Annotated in this window: 30 protein-coding genes; all 30 read right to left on the minus strand. The window is 42.6% G+C overall.

All coding sequences use genetic code 11. The features are described from left to right. Window positions 1-24: 24 nt before the first annotated feature. Window positions 25-888 (minus strand): MinD/ParA family protein, encoded by an 864-nt coding sequence (locus AC0L13_RS11070; RefSeq protein WP_473639546.1) that lies wholly within the window; start codon window positions 886-888, stop codon window positions 25-27. Beyond that, a complete protein-coding gene (flhF, locus tag AC0L13_RS11075) occupies window positions 881-1993 on the minus strand; it encodes a flagellar biosynthesis protein FlhF (RefSeq protein WP_473639548.1) in 1113 nt (370 codons plus the stop codon). Before flhF ends, AC0L13_RS11070 begins: the two co-directional genes overlap by 8 nt. Continuing rightward, complete coding sequence (gene flhA / locus AC0L13_RS11080) at window positions 1993-4023, minus strand: flagellar biosynthesis protein FlhA (protein ID WP_473639550.1); 2031 nt, start codon at window positions 4021-4023, stop codon at window positions 1993-1995. The genes flhF and flhA overlap by 1 nt, the downstream gene beginning before the upstream one ends. Window positions 4024-4049: 26 nt before the next feature. Then, window positions 4050-5129, minus strand: coding sequence for a flagellar biosynthesis protein FlhB (gene flhB, locus AC0L13_RS11085; protein WP_473639552.1), 1080 nt, complete (start codon window positions 5127-5129; stop codon window positions 4050-4052). Between the two features lie 3 nt (window positions 5130-5132). Continuing rightward, the gene (gene fliR / locus AC0L13_RS11090) at window positions 5133-5909 is read right to left on the minus strand and encodes a flagellar biosynthetic protein FliR (RefSeq protein WP_473639554.1); all 777 of its coding nucleotides are present in this window, start codon (window positions 5907-5909) and stop codon (window positions 5133-5135) included. Between the two features lie 4 nt (window positions 5910-5913). After that, complete coding sequence (fliQ, locus tag AC0L13_RS11095; RefSeq protein WP_473639556.1) at window positions 5914-6183, minus strand: flagellar biosynthesis protein FliQ; 270 nt, start codon at window positions 6181-6183, stop codon at window positions 5914-5916. Between the two features lie 62 nt (window positions 6184-6245). Beyond that, window positions 6246-6911 carry a flagellar type III secretion system pore protein FliP gene (gene fliP, locus AC0L13_RS11100; RefSeq protein ID WP_473639558.1) on the minus strand — a complete coding sequence of 222 codons (666 nt, stop codon included), beginning with the start codon at window positions 6909-6911 and terminating at the stop codon, window positions 6246-6248. Beyond that, entirely contained in the window at window positions 6904-7593 is a 690-nt protein-coding gene (locus AC0L13_RS11105; protein ID WP_473639561.1) for a flagellar biosynthetic protein FliO, read from the minus strand. Before AC0L13_RS11105 ends, fliP begins: the two co-directional genes overlap by 8 nt. A 3-nt stretch (window positions 7594-7596) precedes the next feature. Beyond that, window positions 7597-7959: a response regulator gene (locus AC0L13_RS11110; RefSeq protein ID WP_473639563.1), complete on the minus strand. Its 363-nt coding sequence runs from the start codon at window positions 7957-7959 to the stop codon at window positions 7597-7599. Between the two features lie 20 nt (window positions 7960-7979). Next, entirely contained in the window at window positions 7980-9206 is a 1227-nt protein-coding gene (fliY, locus tag AC0L13_RS11115; RefSeq protein WP_473639565.1) for a flagellar motor switch phosphatase FliY, read from the minus strand. Next, entirely contained in the window at window positions 9199-10197 is a 999-nt protein-coding gene (gene fliM, locus AC0L13_RS11120; RefSeq protein WP_473639567.1) for a flagellar motor switch protein FliM, read from the minus strand. The genes fliY and fliM overlap by 8 nt, the downstream gene beginning before the upstream one ends. 38 nt (window positions 10198-10235) lie before the next feature. After that, window positions 10236-10661 (minus strand): flagellar basal body-associated protein FliL, encoded by a 426-nt coding sequence (gene fliL / locus AC0L13_RS11125; RefSeq protein WP_473639569.1) that lies wholly within the window; start codon window positions 10659-10661, stop codon window positions 10236-10238. Beyond that, window positions 10651-10872, minus strand: a complete 222-nt coding sequence (locus AC0L13_RS11130) for a flagellar FlbD family protein (protein ID WP_440499656.1) — start codon at window positions 10870-10872, stop codon at window positions 10651-10653. The genes fliL and AC0L13_RS11130 overlap by 11 nt, the downstream gene beginning before the upstream one ends. 437 nt (window positions 10873-11309) lie before the next feature. Beyond that, the gene (locus AC0L13_RS11135; protein WP_473639571.1) at window positions 11310-12488 is read right to left on the minus strand and encodes a flagellar hook-basal body complex protein; all 1179 of its coding nucleotides are present in this window, start codon (window positions 12486-12488) and stop codon (window positions 11310-11312) included. A gap of 214 nt (window positions 12489-12702) precedes the next feature. Further along, window positions 12703-13083, minus strand: a complete 381-nt coding sequence (locus AC0L13_RS11140; protein WP_473639573.1) for a TIGR02530 family flagellar biosynthesis protein — start codon at window positions 13081-13083, stop codon at window positions 12703-12705. Between the two features lie 18 nt (window positions 13084-13101). Beyond that, a complete protein-coding gene (flgD, locus tag AC0L13_RS11145; RefSeq protein ID WP_473639574.1) occupies window positions 13102-13749 on the minus strand; it encodes a flagellar hook assembly protein FlgD in 648 nt (215 codons plus the stop codon). Between the two features lie 3 nt (window positions 13750-13752). After that, window positions 13753-15033, minus strand: a complete 1281-nt coding sequence (locus tag AC0L13_RS11150) for a flagellar hook-length control protein FliK (RefSeq protein WP_473639576.1) — start codon at window positions 15031-15033, stop codon at window positions 13753-13755. 44 nt (window positions 15034-15077) lie between these two features. Beyond that, the gene (locus tag AC0L13_RS11155; protein ID WP_473639578.1) at window positions 15078-15683 is read right to left on the minus strand and encodes a MotE family protein; all 606 of its coding nucleotides are present in this window, start codon (window positions 15681-15683) and stop codon (window positions 15078-15080) included. Between the two features lies 1 nt (window position 15684). After that, a complete protein-coding gene (gene fliJ / locus AC0L13_RS11160) occupies window positions 15685-16137 on the minus strand; it encodes a flagellar export protein FliJ (RefSeq protein ID WP_473639580.1) in 453 nt (150 codons plus the stop codon). Then, window positions 16134-17465, minus strand: coding sequence for a flagellar protein export ATPase FliI (gene fliI / locus AC0L13_RS11165; RefSeq protein WP_473639582.1), 1332 nt, complete (start codon window positions 17463-17465; stop codon window positions 16134-16136). Before fliI ends, fliJ begins: the two co-directional genes overlap by 4 nt. A 2-nt stretch (window positions 17466-17467) precedes the next feature. Next, window positions 17468-18247: a flagellar assembly protein FliH gene (gene fliH, locus AC0L13_RS11170; RefSeq protein ID WP_473639584.1), complete on the minus strand. Its 780-nt coding sequence runs from the start codon at window positions 18245-18247 to the stop codon at window positions 17468-17470. After that, a complete protein-coding gene (gene fliG, locus AC0L13_RS11175) occupies window positions 18231-19244 on the minus strand; it encodes a flagellar motor switch protein FliG (RefSeq protein WP_473639586.1) in 1014 nt (337 codons plus the stop codon). Before fliG ends, fliH begins: the two co-directional genes overlap by 17 nt. A gap of 14 nt (window positions 19245-19258) precedes the next feature. After that, window positions 19259-20854 (minus strand): flagellar basal-body MS-ring/collar protein FliF, encoded by a 1596-nt coding sequence (fliF, locus tag AC0L13_RS11180; RefSeq protein WP_473639588.1) that lies wholly within the window; start codon window positions 20852-20854, stop codon window positions 19259-19261. Window positions 20855-21039: 185 nt separating this feature from the next. Further along, window positions 21040-21303, minus strand: coding sequence for a flagellar hook-basal body complex protein FliE (gene fliE / locus AC0L13_RS11185; protein WP_440499657.1), 264 nt, complete (start codon window positions 21301-21303; stop codon window positions 21040-21042). A 70-nt stretch (window positions 21304-21373) separates the two neighbouring features. Further along, window positions 21374-21835, minus strand: a complete 462-nt coding sequence (flgC, locus tag AC0L13_RS11190) for a flagellar basal body rod protein FlgC (protein ID WP_473639590.1) — start codon at window positions 21833-21835, stop codon at window positions 21374-21376. A gap of 2 nt (window positions 21836-21837) precedes the next feature. After that, window positions 21838-22230 carry a flagellar basal body rod protein FlgB gene (gene flgB / locus AC0L13_RS11195; RefSeq protein ID WP_473639592.1) on the minus strand — a complete coding sequence of 131 codons (393 nt, stop codon included), beginning with the start codon at window positions 22228-22230 and terminating at the stop codon, window positions 21838-21840. Window positions 22231-22529: 299 nt separating this feature from the next. Next, the gene (gene codY / locus AC0L13_RS11200) at window positions 22530-23306 is read right to left on the minus strand and encodes a GTP-sensing pleiotropic transcriptional regulator CodY (protein WP_473639594.1); all 777 of its coding nucleotides are present in this window, start codon (window positions 23304-23306) and stop codon (window positions 22530-22532) included. An 81-nt stretch (window positions 23307-23387) separates the two neighbouring features. After that, on the minus strand, window positions 23388-24791 hold the full coding sequence (hslU, locus tag AC0L13_RS11205; RefSeq protein ID WP_473639596.1) for an ATP-dependent protease ATPase subunit HslU: 1404 nt from the start codon (window positions 24789-24791) through the stop codon (window positions 23388-23390). After that, window positions 24788-25333 (minus strand): ATP-dependent protease subunit HslV, encoded by a 546-nt coding sequence (gene hslV / locus AC0L13_RS11210; RefSeq protein WP_473646957.1) that lies wholly within the window; start codon window positions 25331-25333, stop codon window positions 24788-24790. The genes hslU and hslV overlap by 4 nt, the downstream gene beginning before the upstream one ends. Window positions 25334-25342: 9 nt before the next feature. Continuing rightward, window positions 25343-26236 (minus strand): tyrosine recombinase XerC, encoded by an 894-nt coding sequence (gene xerC, locus AC0L13_RS11215; RefSeq protein ID WP_473646959.1) that lies wholly within the window; start codon window positions 26234-26236, stop codon window positions 25343-25345. Window positions 26237-26402 lie beyond the last annotated feature (166 nt).

Genomic DNA, 26402 nt, shown 5'->3' on the forward strand with positions numbered 1-26402 from the left:
TTTTTCACAGTGCCGAATCCCAATTCATTCACGCCCTTTCAAGAAAATCCCTTTCAACTTTTTAAGGAACCCGGTATCGTCCTTTTCTTTGTTTCGATCTACAATAACAAATTCATCTGCGATTGCAGTCATTCTTTTTGAAATTAGAGCGTTCGGAAATAGTAGTAAAAATGGTTTTTGCGCGACTACCGCTTTATGGACAGCGGCGTCTTCCGGTAAAAATCCTAATATCGACGTTTCTTTATCAAGGAATTTTCGCATTGCATATTGTAAACGGGTTACTGCGTCATTGCCGTCATCGTGTTTAGTCACCCGGTTGCTGACGATGCTGAATTTCTTTTCCGGATCCTTTAAGCAGATGAACTTCATCATGGAGTAAGCATCAGTAATAGATGTAGGCTCAGTCGTTGAAATGACGATTACTTCATCAACTGCAATGATCAATTCAATGGAACGTTGCGTTGCTCCTGCCCCCATATCGAAAAGGATGAAATCGTACTCCTTCTGCAACTGCTCAAATGCTGCGAGCAGTCTATCGAACATATTCTCCGACCAATCAAGCACAGAGTCCAACCCTGAGCCTCCTGAAATGAATGTAAGGCCAAGCTCGTCTGTATTAATAATATTTTCGAGAGATTGTTGACCGGTCAAGTAATCTTTCAAGCTATATTTTGGTGCGACTCCAAGTAAAATATGGATGTTGCCCATTCCGATGTCCATATCGACAACGATAACTTTTTTTCCTTTTACACGTAAGGAGTGGGCGAAATTCGTCGTAAAATTCGACTTGCCCACTCCCCCTTTTCCACTGACAATTGCAATGGATTTGGCCAAGCTGCCTTGAGCCTGCAACATTTTCAACCGAAGTGCTTCCGCTTGGTCACGCATGTTTAGCACCTGCCAATAACAAGTTGAGCATTTTGTCTACATCCGCTTCAACTATATCTTCCGGAACTTCCTGTCCATCTGTGTAATAAGCGGTTCCAATCTCGTATTGTTTCATCAAATTGAACATAGGACCGATCGATCCCGTTTCATCCACTTTTGTAAAAATGAATTTTTCGACTGGAAAAGAAGTAAACCTATCGATGATTGTCTTCATATCTTCTTCCTTCGAAGTGACAGATAACACAAGGAAAGATTCCATATCTAGTGAAAAGTCGATCAGTCGCTTTAAATCGTCTACATACTTCATTTCTTTATAATTTCGGCCGGCCGTATCAATGAAAATTAGATCCAGATCTTTCATCTTCATGATCGCATCTTCAAAATCTTTGCTGTTATAGGCAATTTCAACGGGAGCTTGCAATAGATTCGCATATGTACGTAATTGTTCAATTGCAGCTATCCGATATGTATCAGTCGTAATGAAGCCGATTTTCTTTTTATGTTCCAATAGCGCTCTTGCAGCGATTTTAGCGATCGTTGTCGTCTTCCCGACACCGGTCGGACCGAGCACGTTGATGAATCTCTTAGAAAATGTAATTCCGCCGAAAGGCAATTCCGAGAATTCTTTCGCCAAGACGGCCTTAGCAATTTGCAATTGCTCTTCTTTTGAGAAATCCTTCTTTTTCTCCTTCATCTGTCCAAAGATTTCATTGCCGACCTGGAAGACGAGTTTTTTTGACAAGTCCTGATTCTCTAAATAGGTAAGCAACGGCTTCAGTTCGTCCGGGAAATTGGAGAAAGAAACGGACTGCTTCATTTCTTGAAGCAGCCTTTTCATTTCATTCATTTCATTCTTAATTTCCTCATCATTCTTTGACTCCACAGATATGGATGCCTGTTTCGTAATGAATGCAGGCTCTGTCGGTATTATGGCCGGCTCATCGAAACCGGCTACGACTTCAACCGATTTTTTTTGGAAAAAACCGAGGAATCCTTTGGAAGTGATAACATTCGAGCTAAGAATGATTGCATCATCCCCAAAATCAGCTCTCACTTTCTTCATTGCCTCCACCATTGTGTCGGCTGTATATTTTTTCATTTTCATCAGATATCCACCACCCCGACACTTTGGACTTCAATTGAAGCTTCGAGCTCATTGTAAGATAAAACAGGGATTTGCGGGAAATATCGCTCCGTTATTTGCCTTAAATACATTCGGATAGCTGGCGAGCACAGAATGACAGGCGATTGGTCCATCAAAGCGACTCTTTCGACTTCTCTAGCGATTGACTCTAATATTTCTTGGGAATGTGAAGGGTCAATCGACAAATAATTCCCTTGCTCGGTCTGCTGGATATGATCCGCTATCAATTTTTCGACTTTCCCTGAAACGGTCAATACTTTTAATGCATCGACTCCGGACGAATATTGCGCAGTAATTTGTCTTGCAAGCGATTGGCGTACATACTCCGTCAGCAAATCAATATCGGATGTGTACTTCGAGTAGTCGGCCAATGTTTCAAAAATGATCGGCAAATTCCGGATAGAGACACTTTCATTCAGCAATTTCGCCAACACTTTTTGGATTTCACCGATAGAAAGAGGTGTCGGTGTCAGTTCATCCACTAAGATCGGATATGTCTCACGGACATGATCGACAAGCTGTTTCGTTTCTTGTCGTCCAATCAGATCTGCGGCATTCGCCCGAATGACTTCTGTGAGATGGGTCGAAACAACGCTTGGTGGATCAACGACTGTATATCCCATAATTTCCGCATCTTCCTTTACATCTTCCGTAATCCATTTTGCAGGAAGACCGAACGAAGGCTCGATTGTATCGATTCCGACAATCGAATCATCGCCGCCCGGACTCATCGCAAGATAATGATCCAGGAGTAGTTCGCCTCTTGCCAACTCATTTCCCTTAATCTTGATACGATACTCATTTGGTTGCAATTGAATATTATCCCGTATCCGTACGACTGGTATGACAAGACCTAATTCAAGAGCGAGCTGCCTTCGAATCATGACGACTCTATCAAGCAAATCCCCACCTTGCTGTGCATCGACTAAAGGAATGAGTCCATAACCAAATTCAAACTCGATCGGATCGACATTCAATAGATTGACAACATTTTCAGGACTCTTCATCCCTTCCGTTTCAACCTCTTCTTCCATTTCCAGCAGTTCTTCCGGATCTTCTTCCGGTTGTCTTGACATGAAGAACGCCCCTATAGCTAAAAATGCAGCAATCGGAATCGTCAAGATGTCATTGATCGGCGTAAATAGCCCTAGCAGTAAGACCGTTGCTGCCGTTACATAGAGCAGCTTAGGTTGTCCTAAAAGCTGTCTTGTAATATCTGAACCGAGATTTCCTTCGGATGCAGCACGCGTTACGACGATACCTGTAGCTGTCGAAATGAGCAAAGCCGGAATTTGTGAAACAATCCCATCCCCGACGGTCAATTTAGAAAATGTCGTTGCCGCCTCGGCAAATGGTAGACCCATTTGCGCCACGCCAATAATCATCCCTACGAGCAAGTTAATAATAACGATGATGATCCCAGCGATGGCATCACCCTTTACAAATTTAGTCGCCCCATCCATCGCACCATAGAAATCGGCTTCATTACTTACCTTTTCTCGGCGGCTCCTTGCTTCTGCCTCTGAAATCATCCCTGCGTTCAAATCGGCATCGATACTCATCTGCTTACCAGGCATCGCATCAAGCGTAAAGCGGGCTGCTACTTCCGAAACCCTTTCTGACCCTTTCGTAATGACGATGAATTGGATGATAATCAAAATGACAAAGACGACCAGACCGACGACAATATTTCCTCCGGTAACAAACGTACCAAAAGTGTCAACAACGCCACCTGCATCTCCTTCTGAAAGAATTGCACGCGTTGTCGAGACGTTCAAGCCCAATCGGAATAACGTCAATAACAAAAGCAAAGATGGAAATATCGAAAATTGCAATGCTTCCTGCATATTCATCGATGTCATAAGGACCAATAATGCAAGCGTGATATTAATGATAATTAAAAAGCTTAGAAGCCAAGGCGGTAATGGGATGACGAGCATGGCGACAATCATAATGACTGCTGCTAACACTCCGATATCTTTAAATTGCATGTCATCCCCACTTTCTCATAATGTACTTAAATCTTTCGTTGAATGCGATAAACATAAGCCAACACTTCAGCAACCGCCTTGAAAAACTGGTCTGGTATCCGATCTCCGATTTCCACATCATCGTACATTGCCCTAGCAAGTGGCCGGTTTTCGACCATGACAATATTATGCTCTTTCGCAATCAACTTGATCTTTTGTGCGACGAAGTCAGCTCCCTTTGCAATAACGACAGGCGCATCCATTTTTTCGTCATCATATTTCAAAGCGATAGCAAAATGGGTCGGATTCGTGATGACCACATCTGCTTGAGGCACTTCCTGCATCATCCTTCGCATCGCCATTTCCCTTTGCCGCTGTTTGATGCGCGACTTAATGATCGGATCGCCTTCTGTGTTTTTATATTCATCCTTAATATCCTGTTTAGACATCCGCAAGTTCTTCTCATAATCAAATTTTTGGTAAAAATAATCCAACACCGAAATAAATAAAAGGACAAAAGAGGCGATAATGCCCATTAAAGTAACCAATTGACCGACTGTGACCAATGTGTCGTGCGGTGTCTTGAACGCAAGACCTAACACTTTTTCGATGTTTGTCATTAGTAGGAATGTCGTTACTGAACCGATGAACGATATTTTCAACAATGATTTTAACAATTCAACGAGAGCTCTTATGGAAAATATCCTTTTCAAACCTTTAATCGGATCAATTTTCTTCAAATCGAATTTCATAGGTTCAGCAGTAAAAAGCAATCCGAATTGCATTAAATTTCCTGCGATGCCGGCAATGACAGCAACCGCCATAATCGACAAAAGAATGTACGCCATTTGGACAATCATATCTATATAAAGAATCATAGTTTGTTCGATATCCAATGACTTTATTGAAATGGATTCTGTGAATGAATGAGTAAAGAAAACGAAGAATCGGTCACGCATGAAGCCGGCAGCGAAAAAAAGGAACAGGAATACGAAGAGAAGGACAACTGCGGTTGTTACATCCTGGCTCTTTAATACCTGTCCTTTCTTACGGGAATCTTGTCGTTTCTTCGGAGTGGCCTTTTCTGTCTTTTCACCCGCAAAGAACTGTAAGTCCAAACGAATCATTCATCAGCCACCTCCTAAGATAATCATCAAATCCCTCATTGCCGACATCATCACTTCAAATAATTTTCGCATCATCGCTATCATTACCGTGAACATCGTCACAAGAACAAGAAAACTGACACCAATTTTAATAGGAAAGCCGACTACGAAAATATTCAGTTGAGGAACTGTCCTTGCTGTAATTCCTAACGCCAAGTCGACAAGAAAAAGTGTCGCTACGATTGGCACCGACATTTGAAAAGCAATGGCAAACGTCGTCGCGAATGTTCTTATGACAAATTCAATTAGCCGTTCATCACCGAAAGCCGGCCATAGCATATCAATCGGCACAAATCGATAACTATAAAAAATACCATCAAGGAGCATATGATGACCATTCAATGTCAGCAATAGCAGCATGGCGAGTACATTGAAAAATTGACCGAGCAACGGCGATTGCGCGCCGGTTTGAGGGTCGATAACGTTGGCGATAGCAAAGCCCATTTGGAAATCGATAAAGCCGCCTGCAATTTGGATTGCGGACATGACGATAAAGGCGATAACACCAATGAAAAGCCCAGTCGTTGCCTCCTTGATAACAAGCAGTATGTATGTACCATCGATTTCGAGACTGGGGGCGTCAATCGTATACACCATCATCCAAGATAATAATGCTGCAAAGATGATTCTTTGCGTCGTCGGAATCGCCCGATAGGAAAACAAAGGGACCGTTACGATGAATGCAGTCACTCTTGTTAAAATGAGCAAGTATGCGGCTAAAGAAGGAATCAGTTCTTCCATTCCATCACCCGATATACCGGACTAGATTATCGAAAATATCAGTCGCATATGCTGTGACCCTTGCCAACATCCAAGGTCCAAAGAAGACGAGAGCTACTAGGACGGCAATGATTTTTGGCACAAATGCCAATGTCTGTTCCTGAATCTGGGTCGTCGCTTGGAATATACTGACGATCAAACCGGAAACCAAAGCGACAATTAACAGAGGCCCGGAAGTAAAAAGAATTACCCACACCGCCCGCTCAGCTATCGCTATAATTAATTCGCCTGTCATTCATTACCACTCCTAAACTGTAAAATGCCGATTTGCCAAAATGGAAGTGATTGTGAGCAGCGCTAAAAACTTTGTAATAAAGACTTGACGATAAGATACCATCCATCGACAAGGACAAATAACAAAATCTTAAATGGCAATGAAATCATAACCGGCGGCAACATCATCATCCCCATGGACATAAGGACACTTGCAACGATCATATCAATAACAAGAAACGGTATGAAGATCATGAAGCCCATTTGGAATGCGGTCTTTATTTCACTTAATGCGAATGCCGGCACTAACATCGTCAATGGGATATCTTCCAATGTTTCGGGACGCTCCGCCTGATTGTATCGTAAAAACAACTCCAAATCCTTCTGCCTTGTATGTTTACTCATGAACTCCTTGAACGGCATGCTTGCATTTTCATATGCTTCTTCAAGTGTAATCTCTTCAGCAAATAACGGAGTTAAAGCTGTTTCATTCACCTCTTGAAAAGTCGGAGCCATGATAAAGAATGTCAAAAACAAAGCGAGTCCGACAATTACTTGGTTTGGCGGCATTTGCTGAGTCGCCAGTGCTGTCCTGACAAACGATAATACAATGACAATCCGTGCAAATGAAGTCATTAAAATGAGAATTGCCGGTGCAAGCGAAAGAACTGTGAGCAGAAGAAGCATTTTGATGGATGTCGATACATTAGACGGGTCACTGTCCGAAAAAAACTGGACGAAATCATTCATCTTTTCTGCTCTCCTTTTCTGCCAATCGGTTCAAATGTTTTTTCCTCTCCGCTTTCAATTCATCAAGTCGGGAAGTGAACATTTTTTTGAAATCAGCGGGTTGATCGCTTTCAACCGATGAATTACCCTTATTTATCGGAAGCGCCGCCAGCAATTTGTTTACGAAGCCTGGCGGAGATTGAAGCTCGTCTTCATCAAAATAACTTTCCAACGCGCGTATCTCTTCCGGATCGGTAATCTCTTTCAAAAGTCTAACTTCGTCACCTACGCCAATAAGGTAATAGGAATCCCCGATGACTACTAATTGAATGGATTTCTGTTGTCCTAATGAAAGACCGCCGACATTTTTCATTAATCGATGCTGGTCAAACATTCGGTTTTTCCGGTTAATAAACTTCAAAAGAGCGAATAGAAGACCGATAACAAATAGCAATGCGAAAAACGTCTTGAAGTAATCCCACCCTGACAAGCCGACAGCTGCCCCGTCTTGCGAGCGGTCGGCAGCTGGGGAATCTTCCTCATTTACTTTCTTTACCTCTTGGTCATCATTTTTGTCTTGTTCCATCCAATCAGATACCGACTTATTCTCATCCGTTTCAGCATGTACAACCTCTGGCAATATAGCAAAGAAGAGTACTAGAAGCAGTGGTAATAATCGTCTAAGATTTAATGATAAATTCATTGTTTAACCTATTGCTTTTTGAATCGCTTCAACAACACGGTCAGCTTGGAACGGCTTGACGATGAAATCTTTTGCTCCGGCTTGAATTGCATCAATTACCATCGCTTGCTGCCCCATTGCCGAACACATAATGATAGTCGCTGATGGGTCCTTTTCTTTAATGGCTTTCAATGCTGCAATACCGTCCATTTCAGGCATTGTAATATCCATCGTTACTAGATCGGGCTTCAATTCCAAATACTTTTCAACGGCTTGTGCACCGTCTGCAGCCTCACCGACCACTTCAAAATTGTTCTTTGTCAAAATATCTTTGATCATCATACGCATGAAAGCCGCATCATCCACTATTAAAATACGTTTACCCATTCTCATAACCTCCCGAAGTTCTATCGTAAATTATTTAATCGTTCTGTTTGACTTAGAATATCCGTTATTCGCACTCCGAAGTTCTCATCGATAACGACGACTTCCCCCTTAGCGATATGGCGGTTATTCACTAAAATATCAACTGGTTCTCCTGCCAGCTTATCCAATTCTATGATGGAACCACTAGACATTTCAAGGATTTCTTTAACTGATCGCTTTGTCCTCCCAAGTTCTACAGTAACTTGCAATGGGATATCCAATAACATATTCAAGTTATTTGTTTCACCTTGATTGAGCGATGGTGCATCAAAGCTTGCAAAACGAGCTTGCTGTACGTGGACAGGTGGTTGCTGCTGCCTTTGGGGCATCTGTTGCTGGGCAGGCTGCTCGTAATAAGGTTGTTCATAGTAAGGCTGTTCGCTCGTTTGCGCTGCACTTTGCCCCGGAAATGCGGAATAATCCTCTTGAGGAAATTCTTGTCTCTTCGGTTGCTGCTCGATTGTTGGAGCAGGTCTCGACGGTGCCTCAATCGTTACTGCGGCCTCTTCCTCCGCACCCATTCCCATGAGCGATGCTACAAGATTTTTACCGAATTGGAGCGGAAACAGCTGCATAATATTTGAATCGATCAATTCCCCTACTTTCAACTCGAAAGAGACTTTGATCATCATTTCATCTTTTGGAATTTTTTCAGTGCCTTCCGCTTTTTGCATATTCATCAAGTCGATCGATGGAGGGGAAATATCGACTTTCTTATTGAAGACGGTAGACATCGACGTAGCAGCCGAACCCATCATTTGGTTCATCGCTTCCTGTACAGCACTCAAATGTATTTCATTCAGTTCTTCATTTGGCGCCATTCCGTCTCCGCCAAGCATGAGATCAGCGATGATTGCAGCGTCACTTTGTTTAATGACGAGCAGATTCGTACCGTTTAACCCTTCCGTATATTCCACTTGGACAGCCACATAAGGGTGGATGAATTCCGTCTCTAACATACTCCGATCTACTACAGAAATTGCGGGAGTGGTAATTTCAACTTTTTGTCCAAGCAATGAGGAGAGTGCTGTCGCGGAGCTGCCGAAGGATATATTTCCAACTTCTCCTAATGCATCTTTCTCCATTTCACTTAATTGGTTATCAAAATCCTGATGTTCAGAGGACGATGTTGCCGTTTCTTCCGCACGGATTGGTTCTCCACGCAGCAACGCTTCGATTTCTTCTTGAGAAAGTACATTATCACTCATCATCTTCATCCCCTCCGTTCAATATATCGATTATTTGTACAGCCATCCTACTTCGAAGATGACCAGGTTGTGCAGTGAATTTTGGTATGTCTCCCACTTTAACAAGTAAAGGATCATCGATTTTCCGGTCAAGAGAAATGACATCTCCGACTTGAAGATACAAGAAGTCCTCAACCGACATAGAACCTTTCCCTAATTCAGTAGCAATAGGCAAAGTTGCTTGTTTCAATCGTTTTTCCAAAATGATACTTTGTTCAGTCGTCGGTTCTTTCTTATTCGACTGCATCCAATAGCGGACCGATAAATTCGGAACGATTGGTTCGAGGACGACGTGCGGAATACATATATTAATCATACCGCTCGACTCTCCGATGACAATATTGAACGAAATGACAACAACGGTTTCATTCGGTGAAATCATTTGAAGGAACTGTGGATTCACTTCCATTTCGGAAAGGAACGGATCCATTTCTATGATGCCTGCCCAAGCTTCACGTAAATTGTCGAAGGACCGTTCGAAAAGGTTGGTCAATATCTTCGTTTCAATTTCGGTCATATTATCCACTTTTCCAGGGCCTTCCCCAACGCCGCCCATCAATCGGTCAAGCATGGAATAGGCTACATTCGGGTTGACTTCCATGATGATATTCCCTTCAAGTGGCGGAACTTCGAAAATATTAAGTAATGTCATATTTGGAATGGATCTAATGAATTCCTCAAATGGGATCTGATCGACCGAAGCGACATTTAGTTGAATATACGTCCGCAATTGTGCGGAAAAATAAGTCGTCAATAATCTGGCAAAGTTTTCATGGATTCGTGTCAAACTACGGATTTGATCTTTTGAGAAGCGGAGGGCACGCTTGAAATCATATACTTTGACCTTCCGGGTCTCTTCTTCCTTCTTCATCTCTTCCGCCGACATTTCACCTGTCGATAATGCCGATAACAAGGCATCAATTTCATTTTGGGATAAAATATCTCCCGGCATAAGGCCACCTCCCGGCATAGTATATGTCCATCATTTTCTTATTGAATAATGTAAGAAACGATGTACACTTTTTCGATTTCACCCTCTTGCATGAGAGGATTCAGTTGCGATTTGATGGAATCCTCAAATGCCTGCTTCCCTGCTTTTCCTTCAAAGTCTTTGGAAGTCATTTCAGAAAGCTCTTGGATGACGATGTTTTGAACTTGAAAATCCCGCTTCGTTAGTTCAGCTGCGGCTTTTTTATCTGTTGTTTGGATTTTCAATGAAATTCGGATAAATTGTTTGCCAGATAAGTTTGTCATGATTTCCGGCACGTCCACAGACGCTTCAAGGATTTCATCGATTGTTGGTTCTTTTTCTACCGAATCCCCTTTTAATTGCAAGGTGAGGATTAAGCCGATTATCCCGACGAGTGTCAAGGTAACTACTATAATTAGTGCGATTGTTAATGCTTTATTTTTCATCTTCTTCACCCCGGATATGCGGATTCGATAATAATTGGACCGACTGATAAAATTCAGTAATGCGGCGATTGACTTCGTCGATCGGGTCCAGGACGATGTATTTGGTGCCAGTCGTCAATGTGATGGTCGTATCGGGAAACGATTCGACTGTTTCTATGTATAGTGCGTTCAACATGAACGCTTTGCCGTTAAGGCGTGTAACTTTGATCATATGTAAGGGGCCGGGCACAGGGCCGGCCCGACCCTCCTTTGCTAAAAACGCATAAAGTTGTTTAATGACGCATAAATTCGTTGAATTACGCATAACACGCAATAGACACGCATAAATCTTTTGAAAAGCTCATAAATGCTTGTAGTGAAGCATAAATACGTTCAGAAACGCATAAAATTATTTTCTAAGCGAATTTTCGGTAGGGCCAGTGCTCCCAACGCTTCGCTTTTGGTCGCAAAAGCCGTTCTTCGTCACGGCTTTCGCTACAGGTGGACGCTTTCCGGGGGGCGAGCGTTGAGCCAATCGAACCACGAAGAGTTCGATTTGCCTTAATTTCTGCGTTTTTTGCAGAAATTAAGGCATCCTTCAAATTCTGCTCGCAACGCTACGCTTCAATCCTATTGTTAGTTTAATTATATAGTGAAAGACTTCTATCCTTATCGCTTCAAATTGACAAGTTCTTGAAGAATTTCATCTGATGTTGTGATAATACGTGTGTTTGCTTGGAAACCACGTTGTGCTACGATCATTTCGGTGAATTCCTCGGACAAGTCGACATTTGACATTTCGAGGAAGCCGGATTCGATTGCACCGAAACCTTGATCGAGTGCAAAACCAGTTTCTACATCACCAGAGTTTGCAGATGCACGGTACAGGTTTCCGCCTACCTTTTCAAGTCCACCAGGATTCGAGAATTTAGTCATTTCAATTTTCCCAGCTTCTTGAAGGATTGCTTTATTATCCGACATGACTTTATCAAAAGTTGTTTTGGCTGGATCATATGCTCCTTTTGCTGTATTATACGGTCCTGTAGCAGCTGTTTCAGCAGCCTCAGCTGTTGTCTTGGCAGCCTCAGCTGTTGTTTTTGCAGACTCAGCTGCCGTTTTAGCTGCAGTAGCCGCATTTATCGCTTCTTGTTTTCCTGCTGCTCCAGCGGGAAGATTGTTTGCTCTTTCCAAATCAGCTTCTGCTTTAGCTAAGGCTTTTTCTGCTGCTTTAATATCAGCATTAGCAGACTTAACTTCGTCCTTAGCTTTATTTAAAGCTTCTTCCGCTTCTTTAAATGTCTTTTCAATTGGTCTAAATATGACCTCCGCAGCTGCTATTGCAGCTTCAGCTCCTTCAGGTAAATCCACAAAATACACTGTGCCATCTTGACCAATTGACATAGAGGACGCAGTAATTGGTATGGTAATTTTTCCATCTGCTCCTTGTAAATATCTACCGTCACCATCAACTAAATCTCCATTTTTATCCATATAGAAGTTTCCAGCTCTCGTATAAGAAACTTCTCCGCCGTCTATCACTTGGAAAAAACCATCCCCAGTAATGGCTAAGTCTAGAGTATTTCCTGTAAACTGACTCGAACCTTGACTGTGTAGTGTATCTATTGCAGCAATTTGTGAACCGAGCCCAATTTGTCTTGCGTTTACTCCCCCACGATTATCACTTGGTGCGGAAGCGCCTGCTGTAGTTTGAGAAACGAGATCTTTAAAAATCGTACGTCCTTTTTTAAACCCATACGTATTCACATTCGCAATATTATTACCAATAACGTCCAATTTCGTTTGGAAGTTTTTTAGTCCTGAGATTCCTGAGTACATTGATCGTAACATTTATTTTTCCCCTCTCGGATAGTTAATCAATAATGCCTCGGCGGAATTGCGTCCAGATTTTTATCGAGCTTGCTCGATAAATTCAATTAAAAATCTGTGACATCCGCCGGAGGCCAATATTTTATACAGCGACGGTTTTTCGCTGTATAAAATTTGTAACTGCCTCTGTCAGTCGGCAGTACGTCGGCATCCTCTTTCTGAGGTCCTGCCGGAGTTAGCTGAGTACGATTGTGCCGTCGATGTTTGTAAATAATTGATCTTTCGCTTCCTTGCGATCCATCGCTGTAATGACGGTGGAATTTTTTGCGCTGATGATTAGTGCTGCTTGATCCATCAGTACAAGTGATTCTTTGATTCCCTTCACTTTTGCTTCATTCACCTTGTCTGTGATGTGTGCCCATTCAGTTTCTGTAATATGAATGTTCCGCTCTTTCAGCCTGTCGTTTGCGTGTTTGCTTATTTTCAATTCTTGCGGCTGTATTGCTTTGTTCAGCTGTTCAAGAAACGATTGTTTTGGCTGTTGCGGTGCTTTCAACGGTTGTCCATGGCGGATAAGCGGCTGCGATGGAACGTGGTGGATGTTCAACTTTTCCATACACTCGCTCCTCTTCTTTTATTGACTGATGGACGTAAATGAATCCCCGTCCAAACGGCTGCCGTCTTCCAAAATATATTGAAGCTTTCCTTCTTTATTGGAAACTGATACGACCGTTCCGGACTTTTCCACTTCTCCATCCATATATCCAACTGTTTTGCCTATCAACAAACTGGCTTCTACTAGACTATTCGTATTTCCTGAGCCTGCTAGCACTTCTGAAATATTGCCTGGTGTCAGTTCCTTTCCATCTGCCATTGTAAAGACAACAGACCCATCTACGAATTTCGCGGATTGGATAACTCCTGTTCCTTCATTTACAATCGGCTTGCCAGCTTCGTCTTTTTTATCGGTCAGTTCGTGCCAGCGGACGTTCTTTCCGACGAATTGGTTGTATTGGATTAGTTGGGATTGGTTTTGTGCTTCTGCAAACTTTTCAAATGCGCTCGCCAAGTTCATCGTTTGTTCCAAAGATGAAAACTGAGCCATCTGCGCGATGAATTCGTTGTCTTTCATCGGGTTCGTCGGATCCTGGTTTTGCAGTTGTGCAATGAGGATTTTCATGAAAGCGTCCTTGCCCATCGTATCTGGACCTGTTTTCCGTTGATCCCGTTGTTTATTAATAAGGTACATTGATTCAGTAATCGGTTTTTGTCCTTCTACCATTCTCTACACCTCCAGTTCAATCATATATTCTTCAAATGATTGATCTTCATCAGACTTATTGTTCTGTCTCTTATTGCTCGTTTGCTGCTCGCGCTTGAATTGCTCATTGAACGATTGTTCACGTTCATTTCTAGTCGATTCTTGGATCGTTTGCGCAATGTCAATGCGGTCAATTTGCAAATTTTGTTGGTTAAATGCGTGTTTTAGTTGGTGCAACTGACTGTCGAGCAATCCTTTTGCAAATGCGGTTGAGGCTAGTATTCTCGCTGTCATGATCCCGTTCGTTTCAAGCAGTTCGATACGGACTTGACCAAGATGTTCAGGATATAGCTTAATAAGCATCCGGTTTGTTCCGCCAACTTGCCCGAAATTGGATCGTTTCATTAATGCCTGCATTTCTTTCATGAATGATTCGCTTCGATTCATTTGATTCGATTCCGTCTGTTGTATCGGCACTTCGACTTTGACTGATGTGGTAATTCCATGTGCAACAGTCGTATGAGATGGAGTATCAGGTTGTTTATAACCATTACCTTCAGCATTCGTTGAATTTGACGAGTTCGTTTCAAGAACGATTCTGAAGTCCGTTTTTTGTTGGATGAACGGCAATTGCTCCTGCTTCGTCATCGCTACAATCCGCTGTTCAAATTGTCCAGCAGCTCCGGTTAGCATATGGTGGAAACTGTCGACTTTCTGTTCCAAAGATACAACCATATCTTTTTTGGGTGCAATCAAATCTACTGTCTTTAAAAATACCAACAGTTCGATAGCTTCATTTCTTGTAGCCGGCTTTTGGAGAGCTCCATTTAGGTCATTAAAAAAACGGCTGCCCACGCCATCAATCATGCTCAATACAGTCCATATATCAGTAGCTACGGCCAATTCATCTGTTTCGGTCTTTGTCAATCCAGCTTGCTCCATCATGTGTTTTAACTTTTCGAGCAATTCCTCTGGATTGATTGACAACATTTTCGCGAGATCTTCCACGCTTCCGGTGATCTCCATTGCTTCAACACTAGTAGGCAACTCGATATTTTCACTTTCCGGAATTGCTTGAATAGCAATCTCCAACTCTTCAACTGTTGTCGCATTGAAAAGATTTGGAATTAATTCGATTGGAATTTCTCCAGTACTAGCAGGCTCCGTTTCTGCAGCGTTCGTTGAAATGCTGGCAATTATTGCGCCAAACTTTGTCGTTGCAGGATCGCCCTTTTGCACATTGTTTACATTGTTTACTGCAAGTTGATTCATACCGATCATCGACTGCAATGCTCCAATGTTCACTCTTTCTTTCACCTCCCCTCACAGATAGCCACCTTTGCCTCTACTTATTTTGTCATGAGACTCGTATATTTTGCGGCGTCTTCTGGTGACATCTTTTCTAATATCGGTGCGAGAACTTCAGGTTTTAGGCTTGAAAGTATTTCAATTGCTTCTGCGTCGCTCATTTTTGTAATGACAGGCGCTGCGGATTTTGCAGACATCTTTTCGAAGGTAGAAATGATTTCCTTCATGTCCCGCTTATAATCGTCTTTTTCCATTTTTAATACTTCAATTTGAGCTAATAAGCTTTTTTGCTCGTCGAGAAGAGCCTGTTTCTCATCATCCGATTTAGCTAAGTCTTCTTGGAGTTTAAATAATTGCGCTTCCTTCTCCTGGATTTCCGCTTGCAATTCGACGACGCGTTCTTCTATGACCAAATCATCGACATTTTCGTCATAGACTTGCTTCTCATTATTGAATGGTAGAGACTTCGTCCACTCTTTCGCTTTGTCAAAAACATTCACATCAGCGACATATGCGATGATCAATAACACCATTGTCGTGAAGAGCAGCGGAATGAGCGTCCAAAGCAGCACTTCTTGGAAGAGGCGGGTACTTTTCTTCTTTTCAACGATTTTCTCATCAGTGTTCAGTTTTGAATTCCTCGCCAAGTTACCACCCTGTTTCTCTTCTATGGAACTTTAATGTTGATAATTCATCCAACAAGCTAGCTTCTGCCTGTTCCATTTCAGTACGATAATGTTCTTTATCTTTTTCCTTCATTTTTTCGAACTTCTTCACTTCAATTGTCTTTTCGAGCAACTTCTCTTCGAACCAATTCATTTTGGAACGCGCTTTAATGACTGATTGCTGCAACACTTCAATCCTTTTATCGAGACTGTCTATAAATCGGGCATAGTTATGGATTTCGTTAATGGAAAAGCCGTTTTTCATTTTCTCTTGATGATCGGCAATGACATCTTCTTTCCGTTTCAACAGATCATATAGTTCTGTTGCGACCGTTTCGAAGGAGTCGACTGCTTTCTTGAATTCAACTTCAGTTTCTGTTTTTTCCTGTTCCCGGTATGTGAGCACTTTTTCAAAACGGTATTCATAAGGCTTCATGATGTGCCACCTCCTGGAGCAAGTGATATCAATTCTTCGATTGATTCTTCCATTCTCACATTCTCTTTATAGCTCTGCTTCAAATAGTTCGTAATATGCGGTTCGTATTCGATCGCTTCATCAATTTCCCTCGAAGTGCCCCGCTTATACGCGCCGATATTGATAAGGTCTTCCGACTTGTCATATGTGTAATACAGTTCACGAAGCTTTTCGGCAGCTTTAATATGTTCTGGGCTGGCGATATGATTCATTAGTCGGCTTACGCTTTTCAAAACATTAATCGCGGGGTATTGCCCTTTGTTCGCGAGAGTACGATCCAGTACGATATGGCCGTCAAGTATGCCTCGCACCGCATCAGCGATCGGTTCATTCATATCATCGCCGTCAACGAGGACTGTGTAGAACGCTGTAATTGCGCCGACATCATTCGTCCCTGTCCGCTCTAGTAACTTCGGTAAAATCGAGAACACGGACGGTGTGTATCCCCTCGTTGCTGGAGGTTCTCCGACAGCTAGTCCTATTTCCCTTTGCGCCATCGCTACACGGGTGACGGAATCCATCATAAGCATGACATTCATCCCTTTATCGCGAAAATATTCTGCGATAGCCGTAGCTGTAAATGCACCTTTTATCCTCATAAGCGCTGGCTGGTCTGATGTTGCGGCAACAACAATCGTCTTGCTTAACCCTTCCGGTCCTAAATCCCGCTCAATAAATTCGCGGACCTCACGACCACGTTCTCCAATTAAACCAATGACGTTCAAATCAGCCGTCGTATTTCTTGCAATCATTCCAAGCAAAGTACTTTTACCGACACCAGAACCTGCGAAAATTCCTACCCTTTGACCATTTCCGACCGTCAACATCCCATCGATTGCTTTGACACCTACTGCCAGTTTTTCACTGATCGGCTTTCTCGTCATTACATTAGGAGGATTTTGTTCTGTCCTTACTGTAGATAAGCCTTTCGGAAGTGGACTCTCGTCGATAGGATTCCCCATCGAATCAAGCACTTTTCCGATAAGATTCATTCCGACCTTCACTTCAAGCGGCTTCCCTGTACATTCAACAAGACATCCACTTGAAATATCAGTGATATTCGAATAAGGCATTAAAATGACGATTTCTTCTCTAAATCCGACGACTTCCGCCAAAATGACAGCATCCTCTTTGCCGCCATTATTTAGGTGAATATGGCACACATCTCCGACAGAGCTTTCGGGCCCTTGTGATTCAATCATGAGTCCGACTACCCGGACGACACGTCCGAATTTCGGAAAGGAATTCATTTTAGGAATGATTTCCAGCAGTTGTTTCGCTTTTTTCATCGTCAGTCACCACTTTCCAACATTTCAACGAGCTGTTCTTTAAGCTCATTCAATTGTTCATCCACACTGACAACTATCCGGCCTTGGTTCGTCTCGATAATGCAATCATTATTATCAAAATCATCATTTACAAAGATGAGGAACGGAATATCAGGAGGGAAAATAGCTGCCAGTTCAGCACGGTTTGATGAAACGAGTTCAAAATGTGAAACGGATACGTATAATTTGATCTCTTTCATCTCTCTCGCTTCCTTTAATCCTCTCTTCACGATTGAAAGGAAAACTTCTTCATCCTCTTCAAGCGTCTCTCCGAGAATCCGTTCCGCGGTCTTCATTGCAATTTCCAAAATGATTCTTTCCTGTGATTCCAAGTATTTCTCAGCATTTTCCTTTGAATGGGCAGTGACTTCATTGGCAATTTTAATAGATTCACTCATATCGGATATTGCCTTATTTCGACCTTCTTCGTATCCGACCTGGAAACCTTCTTCATAAGCACGTTGTTGTAATTCCGTCTTTTCCTGCTCCCATGCAGCATGCATGGCGTTAATATCCTCTTGTGCCATTTGCCGTAAATGCTCAACATCCGCCTTTTCAACCTCGATCTGCCGTCGCGCGTCTTTCAGCATCCGATCGCGCTCCGCGAAAAGGACCTCTTTTGAAAACTCTTCCTCTTTCCCGTCAAATGACGGCATATTTAAGTTTCTGATTGCGATTTCCTTTACGTTGCCTTCTTCAGAAATCGTGCGGGAAGAACGAAAAATGTTAGACAATGATGTCATCCCCTCCACCACGGGCTATGATGATCTCGCCTGAATCTTCCAATCTACGAATTATGGAAACAATTCGTGCTTGCGCCTCTTCGACGTCTCTCAAACGCACTGGTCCCATGACTTCCATTTCTTCCTGGAATGATTCAGCCATCCGTTGTGACATGTTTTTAAAGAGGATTTCTCTCACTTCTTCACTGGACACTTTCATCGACAAAATGAGGTCTTCATTTTCACACTCACGCACAATTCGCTGAATGGAACGATTGTCCAAAGTGACGATATCCTCGAAAACAAACATCCTTTTTCGGATTTCCTCTGCAAGTTCTGGGTCCTGAATTTCGAGTGCGTCCAAAATGGTTTTTTCGGTAGCTCTGTCGACTCCATTCAACACTTGGACAACCGCATCGACTCCACCTGTCTCCGTGAAATCTTGGGTGACTGTAGAAGATAGCTTCCTTTCCAGTACTGCCTCAATTTCACTGATGACTTCAGGAGAAGTTGAATCCATCGTCGCTATCCTTCTAGCAATATCCGCCTGCATTTCTTGTGGTAGTGACGATAAGATCATTCCCGCCTGCTCCGCTTCCAAATAGGATAGGATCAGAGCGATTGTTTGAGGATGCTCATTTTGGATGAAATTAAGTATTTGACTCGGCTCTGCCCTTCTTGCAAAGTCGAACGGCCTAACCTGTAAGGAAGATGTCAATCGATTGATGATTGCCTGGGCGTGCTCTTTTCCTAACGCTTTTTCCAAAACAGTTTTTGCGTAGCCGATTCCCCCTTGCGAAATATAATCTTGCGCAAGTGCAATGTTATGAAACTCCTCAATAATTTCTTCCTTTACAGAGGAGTCAACTTTCTTCACACCGGATATTTCAAGAGTTAGGCGCTCAATCTCCTCTTCGGTCAAATGCTTATAGACAGCTGCCGAAACTTCCGGGCCGAGCGATATGAGCAGGAGTGCCGCTTTCTGCTTTCCAGTCATTCCTTTATCTTTCTTTACCACATTTCATCCCTCCGTCAATCCTCGGCTATCCACGTTCTTAACAACTTGGCAAACTCTTCAGGCTGATCCTTCGCCATCTTTTCAAGTTGCTTTTTGCGAAGGGTCGCTTCCGTCTCATGCTCAACATTGATGTCTTCTACATGCAATGCTTCACGTTGTTCCTCGAGTATAATAGCTTCTTCCATTTCTCTTTCTTGTTTACGTTTACGGAAGTATGCAACGACCAATATTGCAATGACAACGAGTAATGCTGCGCCTATCGCATATACCCACCACGGGATTACGCTAGCTGCCGTTTGAGGAACTGTAGCCATCTTCCCATTGAAAATTTGTGTTGAAATTGCAATTTTGTCTTCCCAATACTCGTCCGTGACATCTACAGGCACATAACTTTTATCGATGGAAGTGCTAATAATCGTTTCCAATATTGTTCGAATATCCTCTTCCACACCCGGTGTCAATGAAGCGATATCATTTACGTCCGGCGGTTCCACCATGACTTGAATACCTATGTCACGAATTTTATAAGGACTTTCTACAATGTCTTTCCGGATTCGGTTCACTTCATTATTAATCGTCTCTTCCAACCGCTCGTAATCTCCGTTAGCGTTGTTGCCTTCCACGTAGTTTGTCACGTTATCGGTTGGGTCTTCTCCTGCCGGCACGCCTCCCGCGGCAGCGCCGTTACCGGAAAATGATTCTGTTATCCGTTGCACGCTGATCGCTAAGCTATCAAGGTCTTCATCCACACGTTCAACTAAATTCTCTTGTCTGTTTTCCTGTTTAAAGTCGATATCTGTTGTAACGGAGACGATGACTTTGTCTTGACCAACCATTGTGCCTAGCATCATTTGAACTTTTCTCTGCAAGTCGCGTTCAATCGTCTTCTTTAAATCCATTTGGTCGACAATATTAGTGCCAATTGACTGACCAGGCGATTTCAAATCGAAGTATTCGGAGTACTGGTTCATAATAACGATATCGTCTGTAGATAAATTCGGTAAACTTTTTGATACTAAATTATATAAGGCCGTTATTTGAGATTCTGTAAACTGATGTCCAGGTTCTGTCTTCAACATGATTGCCGCGCTTGCACTTTGGACAGTTTCATTTAAAAAGACACTTTGCGTCGGCAATGTTATCATTACATTCGCGTCCTGCACGCCTTGAATGCCTTTGATCAAATTCGCCAATTCGGTTTGCATTGAAGCAAGTTTAATCATATTGAATTCATTATCTGTCGTACCAAAACCAGCGTTCTGAGAGAAGAACGAATAATCGATTGTTCCCGTATTCGGGTACCCTTCCGCTGCAAGGGTGACAAGGAGATCATCAACTCGTTCTTTCGGAACGAGGATAGACGTGCCACCTGGCGCAATTTGGCTAGGTACGCCTTGCACATCCAATTCTTCCTTGATACGTCCTATTTCTGCACGCGAAACGTCACTGTATAGAGGGACAAATTCCGTCCTCGACAGGAAATACGTTAAAAATGCAGCAAAAATAATGACAGCAGCCGCGGACCCGATATATGTTGTTTTTTGTCGTTTTGTGCGACTCGACCAGAACTGCCTCAAGTCAGTCCCAATTTTCGTCAATCTTTCTTTCATTCTGATCCCCCGGTCTGCTTACATAGTCAACGCCGTTACGAAGAACGGCGTTTGCGAGTAAAAGCGAAGCGTTACGAGCACATCTTCGCTCTGCCGTTACGAAGAACGGCGTTTGCGAGCAAAAGTGAAGCGTTGCGAGCACATCATTGCCCTGCTTGTAGGGGCTAAAACGGTCGCCTTCGCTTTTAAACTGGCATTCTAATAATCTCTTGATATGCTTCGATGACCTTATTTCTTACTTCCATCGTTGCATTCAAAGCGATTGACGCTTTTTGCGCGGTAATCATGACGTTATGCAAATCTACATTTTCGCCTAAAATAAGTTTTTGGGTCATTGTATCCGATTCGATCTGCTTGACGTTCACTTCTTGGATGGCATCTTTCAAAAATGTTCCGAAGCTTTTCTGCGATTCAAATGGCGTTGGTTGAATACCTTGATTGATTTTCATCAATCCTGCTGGATTCCCTGCACCTTGTATGGATTGTATCGGCATCAGTCATCAATCCCCTTCCAGTTCATCATTTCCCTATTTCAAGGGCCTTCATAAGCATCGCTTTGTTGGCGTTCAGCACTGTGACATTCGCTTCATAGGACCTAGTCGCCGACATAAGGTCGATCATTTCTCGTAACGGATCCACATTCGGCATTTGGACATATCCTTCCTCATTTGCATCTGGATGGGTTGGATCAAAGACTAGCTTGAACGGAGTTTCAACATCTTCCTGGATGCGAGAGACTGTTACTCCGTAACCCGCCGCCCCTTTATCTCGACTTCTCATCGCTGCTTGAAGCATAGATGAAAAACGTCCTTCTGCTGGCTGTAAGCTGACAGTCTTCCGACGATATGGCTGCCACTCACCATCTACCATCTTCCCACGAGTTGTTTCGATATTAGCCATATTGGAGGAAATGACGTCCATTCTTAGTCGCTGGGCTGTTAGTGCCGAGGCTGAAGTATTAAGGCTATGGAAAATAGACATGATTATCGGCCTCCTTTTATGACGTTTTGTAGAGAGTTGAATTTACTGCTGAGACGGTCGACCAAAGCATTATAATAAATCTGATTTGCTGCAAGATCTGCCTGCTCCTTATCCATATCCACACCATTGCCATCTTGCCTATATCGAAAATTGGCATATTTGGCTATACCCGGTTGAGAAGCTTTGGAAGCAAAATCGAAATGCAGTTCATTCGTCCGATACGCATTGATAGGCTTACTTTGGGCTTCATGCATCATTTCCTTGAAATTGACATGTTTCGCCTTGTAATTTGGTGTGTCGATATTTGCTATATTTTGCGAAATAACTTTCCCCTTTGCAGAAGAAAAATCCAAACCCTTCTCAAGTAGCGAAATCGTTGAACCATAAATGTTCATAACTATATTTCACCTCAAATGTTTAATAGATTCTATTAGGAAGATAATCATTTCTATAAAACTTTCAATGAAAACACATATCTTATTGTATCGGATTTTGGCGAACTTTGTCCATCATATTAATTAAAATAGAATTAGTTCAAAACAACCCTTTTATCTATGTCAAATCGTTGTCTTTATAGTTCTTAGGACTAATTTCACAATATAGCAATTTAGTATTATTCACCAGTAGACCGAGTACTCATTCCTTCCCATAAAAATAACACTTCGGCTGATTTATAGCCGAAGTGTTTAGACAATTAATTCTTTTGGTTTTCAAGTTCTTCTAGGAATTTGCTGTTCAATACTTTAATGTATGTGCCTTTCATACCAAGTGAACGGGATTCAATTACGCCAGCACTTTCCAGCTTACGCAAAGCATTGACGATAACGGAACGAGTAATCCCTACGCGGTCTGCAATTTTGGAAGCGACAAGAAGGCCCTCATTGCCATCAAGCTCTTTAAAGATATGCTCAATCGCTTCGTGTTCACTGTAGGATAATGAGTTGATAGCCATTTGTACTACTGCTTTGCTACGCGCTTCCACTTCGATTTCCTCAGCTTTTTCACGAAGAATTTCCATGCCAACAACTGTTGCGCCATACTCAGCAAGGATTAGATCATCTTCAGTGAATTTTTCTTTCAGGCGAGCAAGTACAAGAGTCCCAAGACGCTCTCCACCACCGATGATTGGAACGACAGTCGTCAAACCTTCTTTGAACAGTTCACGTTCCTCTTCAGGAAACACAGTATAATCGCTGTATACATCGATATTGGATGATGTCTCATTCACTTCGAAAAGTTTTTGCGTGTACTCTTCAGGGAATTTACGATCTTGGAACATTTTCTTCATACGTTCATTCTCTATTTGCTGATGGATTTCAAGGCCGAGCAATTTTCCTTTTCTGCTAACGATGAAAGCATTACATTCGATAACCAAGCTGAGTTTTTCAGCCATTTCTTTGAAGTTAACTGGCTTTCCTGCTGTTTCTTGTAACATTGCATTAATTTTTCTTGTTTTTGCTAATAAAGACATAAATATTTCCTCCTAAAGTTCCTTTTGTATTTAAGAATATTCTAAAGCTTTTCAATCGTTAAATAAACTAAAACGCCCTCATTATAATATAAAATGTGACAAATCTTTATTTTTAACGATATTTTTCAACTTTTCATCGACATATGCAACTGTAATTTTAATCGATGACGGTCCAATCTCAGCAGCTTGATACGATAATTCTTCAAGCAATTTCTCCAATATCGTATGCAATCTTCTTGCGCCGATATTTTCGGTATTATCATTCACATCGAATGCAATTTCAGCAACTCTTTCGATCGCCTCTTCTGAGAACTCGATTTCGACATTTTCCGTTGCTAACAATTTTTCATATTGCTTAATCAACGAAAAGTCGGGCTCTTTCAAAATCCGGACGAAATCCTCTTTCGAGAGCTTTTCAAGCTCCACTCGGATCGGAAAGCGTCCTTGAAGCTCCGGAATGATATCCGACGGCTTCGACATGTGAAATGCGCCTGCCGCGATGAATAGGATGAAATCAGTTTTCACAGGGCCATATTTCGTTGTAACCGTTGAACCTTCAACGATTGGCAGTATGTCCCTTTGGACCCCTTCCCTTGAAACGTCTGCAGATGACCCGCTTCCATTGCTCCGACTCGCAATTTTATCCATTTCATCGATGAAGATGATGCCGGATTGCTCAGTCAATTCAACGGATTTTCTTGCGATTTCATCATGATCGATCAGCTTATCCGCTTCTTCAGCTTGAAGGACCTTCCTTGCATCTTTCACCTTCATTTTGCGTTTCGTCATCTTTTTCGGCACGAGCGAAGATAACGCATCCTGCATACTTGCGCCCATTTGTTCCATTCCCGAACCTTGCAGGGCATCAAACATCGATGGTTGTTGAGAAGAAACTTCCACCGTGATTGACTCTTCTTCCAGTTCACCTGCTGCTAAACGACGGGCGATTTCTGACCTTTTTCGGCTAAGATCATTCGCTTCTTCAGGATTTTTATCGTCCTCTTCAGTCTTTTGCCCAAAAAGCATTTCAAAAGGATTTTGCATATTGGCTTTGCGTTTTTTCTCAGGAACGAGCAATTCGACAAGCCGCTCTTCTGCAAGCTTCTCCGCTTGGCCCTTGACAGATTCGCGCATTTCGTCCCGGACGATTCGGACCGCCGCTTCTGTCAAATCTCTAACCATCGATTCGACATCTCGGCCTACATATCCGACTTCAGTGAACTTCGTCGCTTCGACTTTTACGAAAGGGGCGTTGACAAGTCTTGCAATCCTTCTTGCTATTTCAGTCTTCCCTACGCCTGTCGGTCCAATCATTAGAATGTTTTTAGGGATGATCTCTCTCTTTTCATCATCTGTCAAAAGGCTTCTTCTATACCTGTTCCTGATTGCAACGGAAACTGCCCGTTTTGCAGCATCCTGCCCTACAATATATCGATCCAGGTAAGCAGTGAGTTCGCGAGGGGTCAATTCCTGTTTTTTATTCATTCGAGTACCTCCACAATAATCCGGTCATTTGTGTAGACACATATTTCAGCTGCGGTTTCAAGGGCAGCCTTGGCAATCTGCTCGGCGGTAAGTGTGTCGCCGCTATATTTTTTCAGTGCGCGTCCTGCCGCTAATGCATAGTTGCCACCAGATCCGATCGCAAGTACGCCGTCATCAGGTTCGATTACTTCACCGGTTCCCGATACGAGCAGAAGCCGATCTTTGTCGGCGACAAGCAACATTGCCTCCAACTTTCTTAGAATACGGTCGCCCCGCCACTCTTTAGCTAGCTCTACAGCGGCGCGTTCCAAATTTCCATTGAATTCACCGAGCTTGCCTTCGAATAGTTCGAACAGCGTAAAAGCATCGGCAACCGATCCCGCAAATCCAGCAATTATTTTACCGCCAAATAGTCTTCTCACTTTTTTAGCGGTATGTTTCATGACAACGGATTCTCCCATCGTCACTTGTCCATCACCCGACATCGCACAGACACCTTTGTGTCGGACGGCGAAAATCGTTGTAGAATGAAATTCCATCAGTTCATCCTCCTAAGCTCGCGGATGTGTTTTCATATACGTTTTCCGTAAATGCTCTTTAGTGACATGTGTATACACCTGTGTCGAAGATAAATGACTATGGCCAAGCAATTCTTGTACTGTTCTAATGTCTGCTCCATTCGACAACAGATGTGTTGCAAAGGAATGGCGGATCATATGCGGATAAATCTTTCCGTTAATAGCCGCTTCTTCCATCATCGCACTTAGCACATGACGGACACCCCTGTCCGTTATCGGATCACCACGTAAATTGACAAACAGTGATTGATGACTTTTCTTCTTCATTAATACAGGACGACATTTTTCCATATAGGATTCAAGTGCATCCTGAGCGAAGCTTCCGAATGGGACGTAGCGCTCTTTCCTGCCTTTCCCCATCACCTTGACGATACCGAGAGAGTTATCGATATCACCCAATTCAATGGATGTCAGCTCACTTACCCGGATTCCAGTGGCGTACAGCAGTTCAAGAAGAGCGCTGTTTCGCAATGATTTCAGATCTTCTCCATTGCATGCTTCAAAGAGCGACGCCAATTCCTTTTCATAAAAAAAAGCCGGAAGCCGCTCTTCCTTCTTTGGATGATGCAATAATCGGAATGCATTATCATTTATCCCGAATCGAGCATTGCCAAACTTATAAAACGAACGAATCGATGAAATCTTTCTTGAGATTGTCTTCCTAGCTAAACCTTTATCGTACAGCGTTGTTATATACAATCTTGCTTCAGGATACTCGACATCATTCAGATCAGCAATTCCTTCTTGGGATAAAAAAGTGAAAAACTCTTGAATATCATTGCTGTATTCCGAAACCGTCCAAGATGAATAGTTCTTTTCCAGTCGTATGTAAGATATGTATTCGTCAAGAACAGTCTCTGGACCAATTCGTCGCAAGTGCTTCACCCCCATATGAATCACTCTGTCAATTATAGCAAAATTGGAACATGTTTGAATAGTGGTTATTTTTTCTTTTTTTGAACCCGCTAGAAACTGCCATTAATCGAATAGGAGGACTAATTCGGAAATTCAAAAGTCATCCACGATTCACTAT

It is taken from the genome of Sporosarcina sp. QA0331 (genome assembly GCF_055808055.1).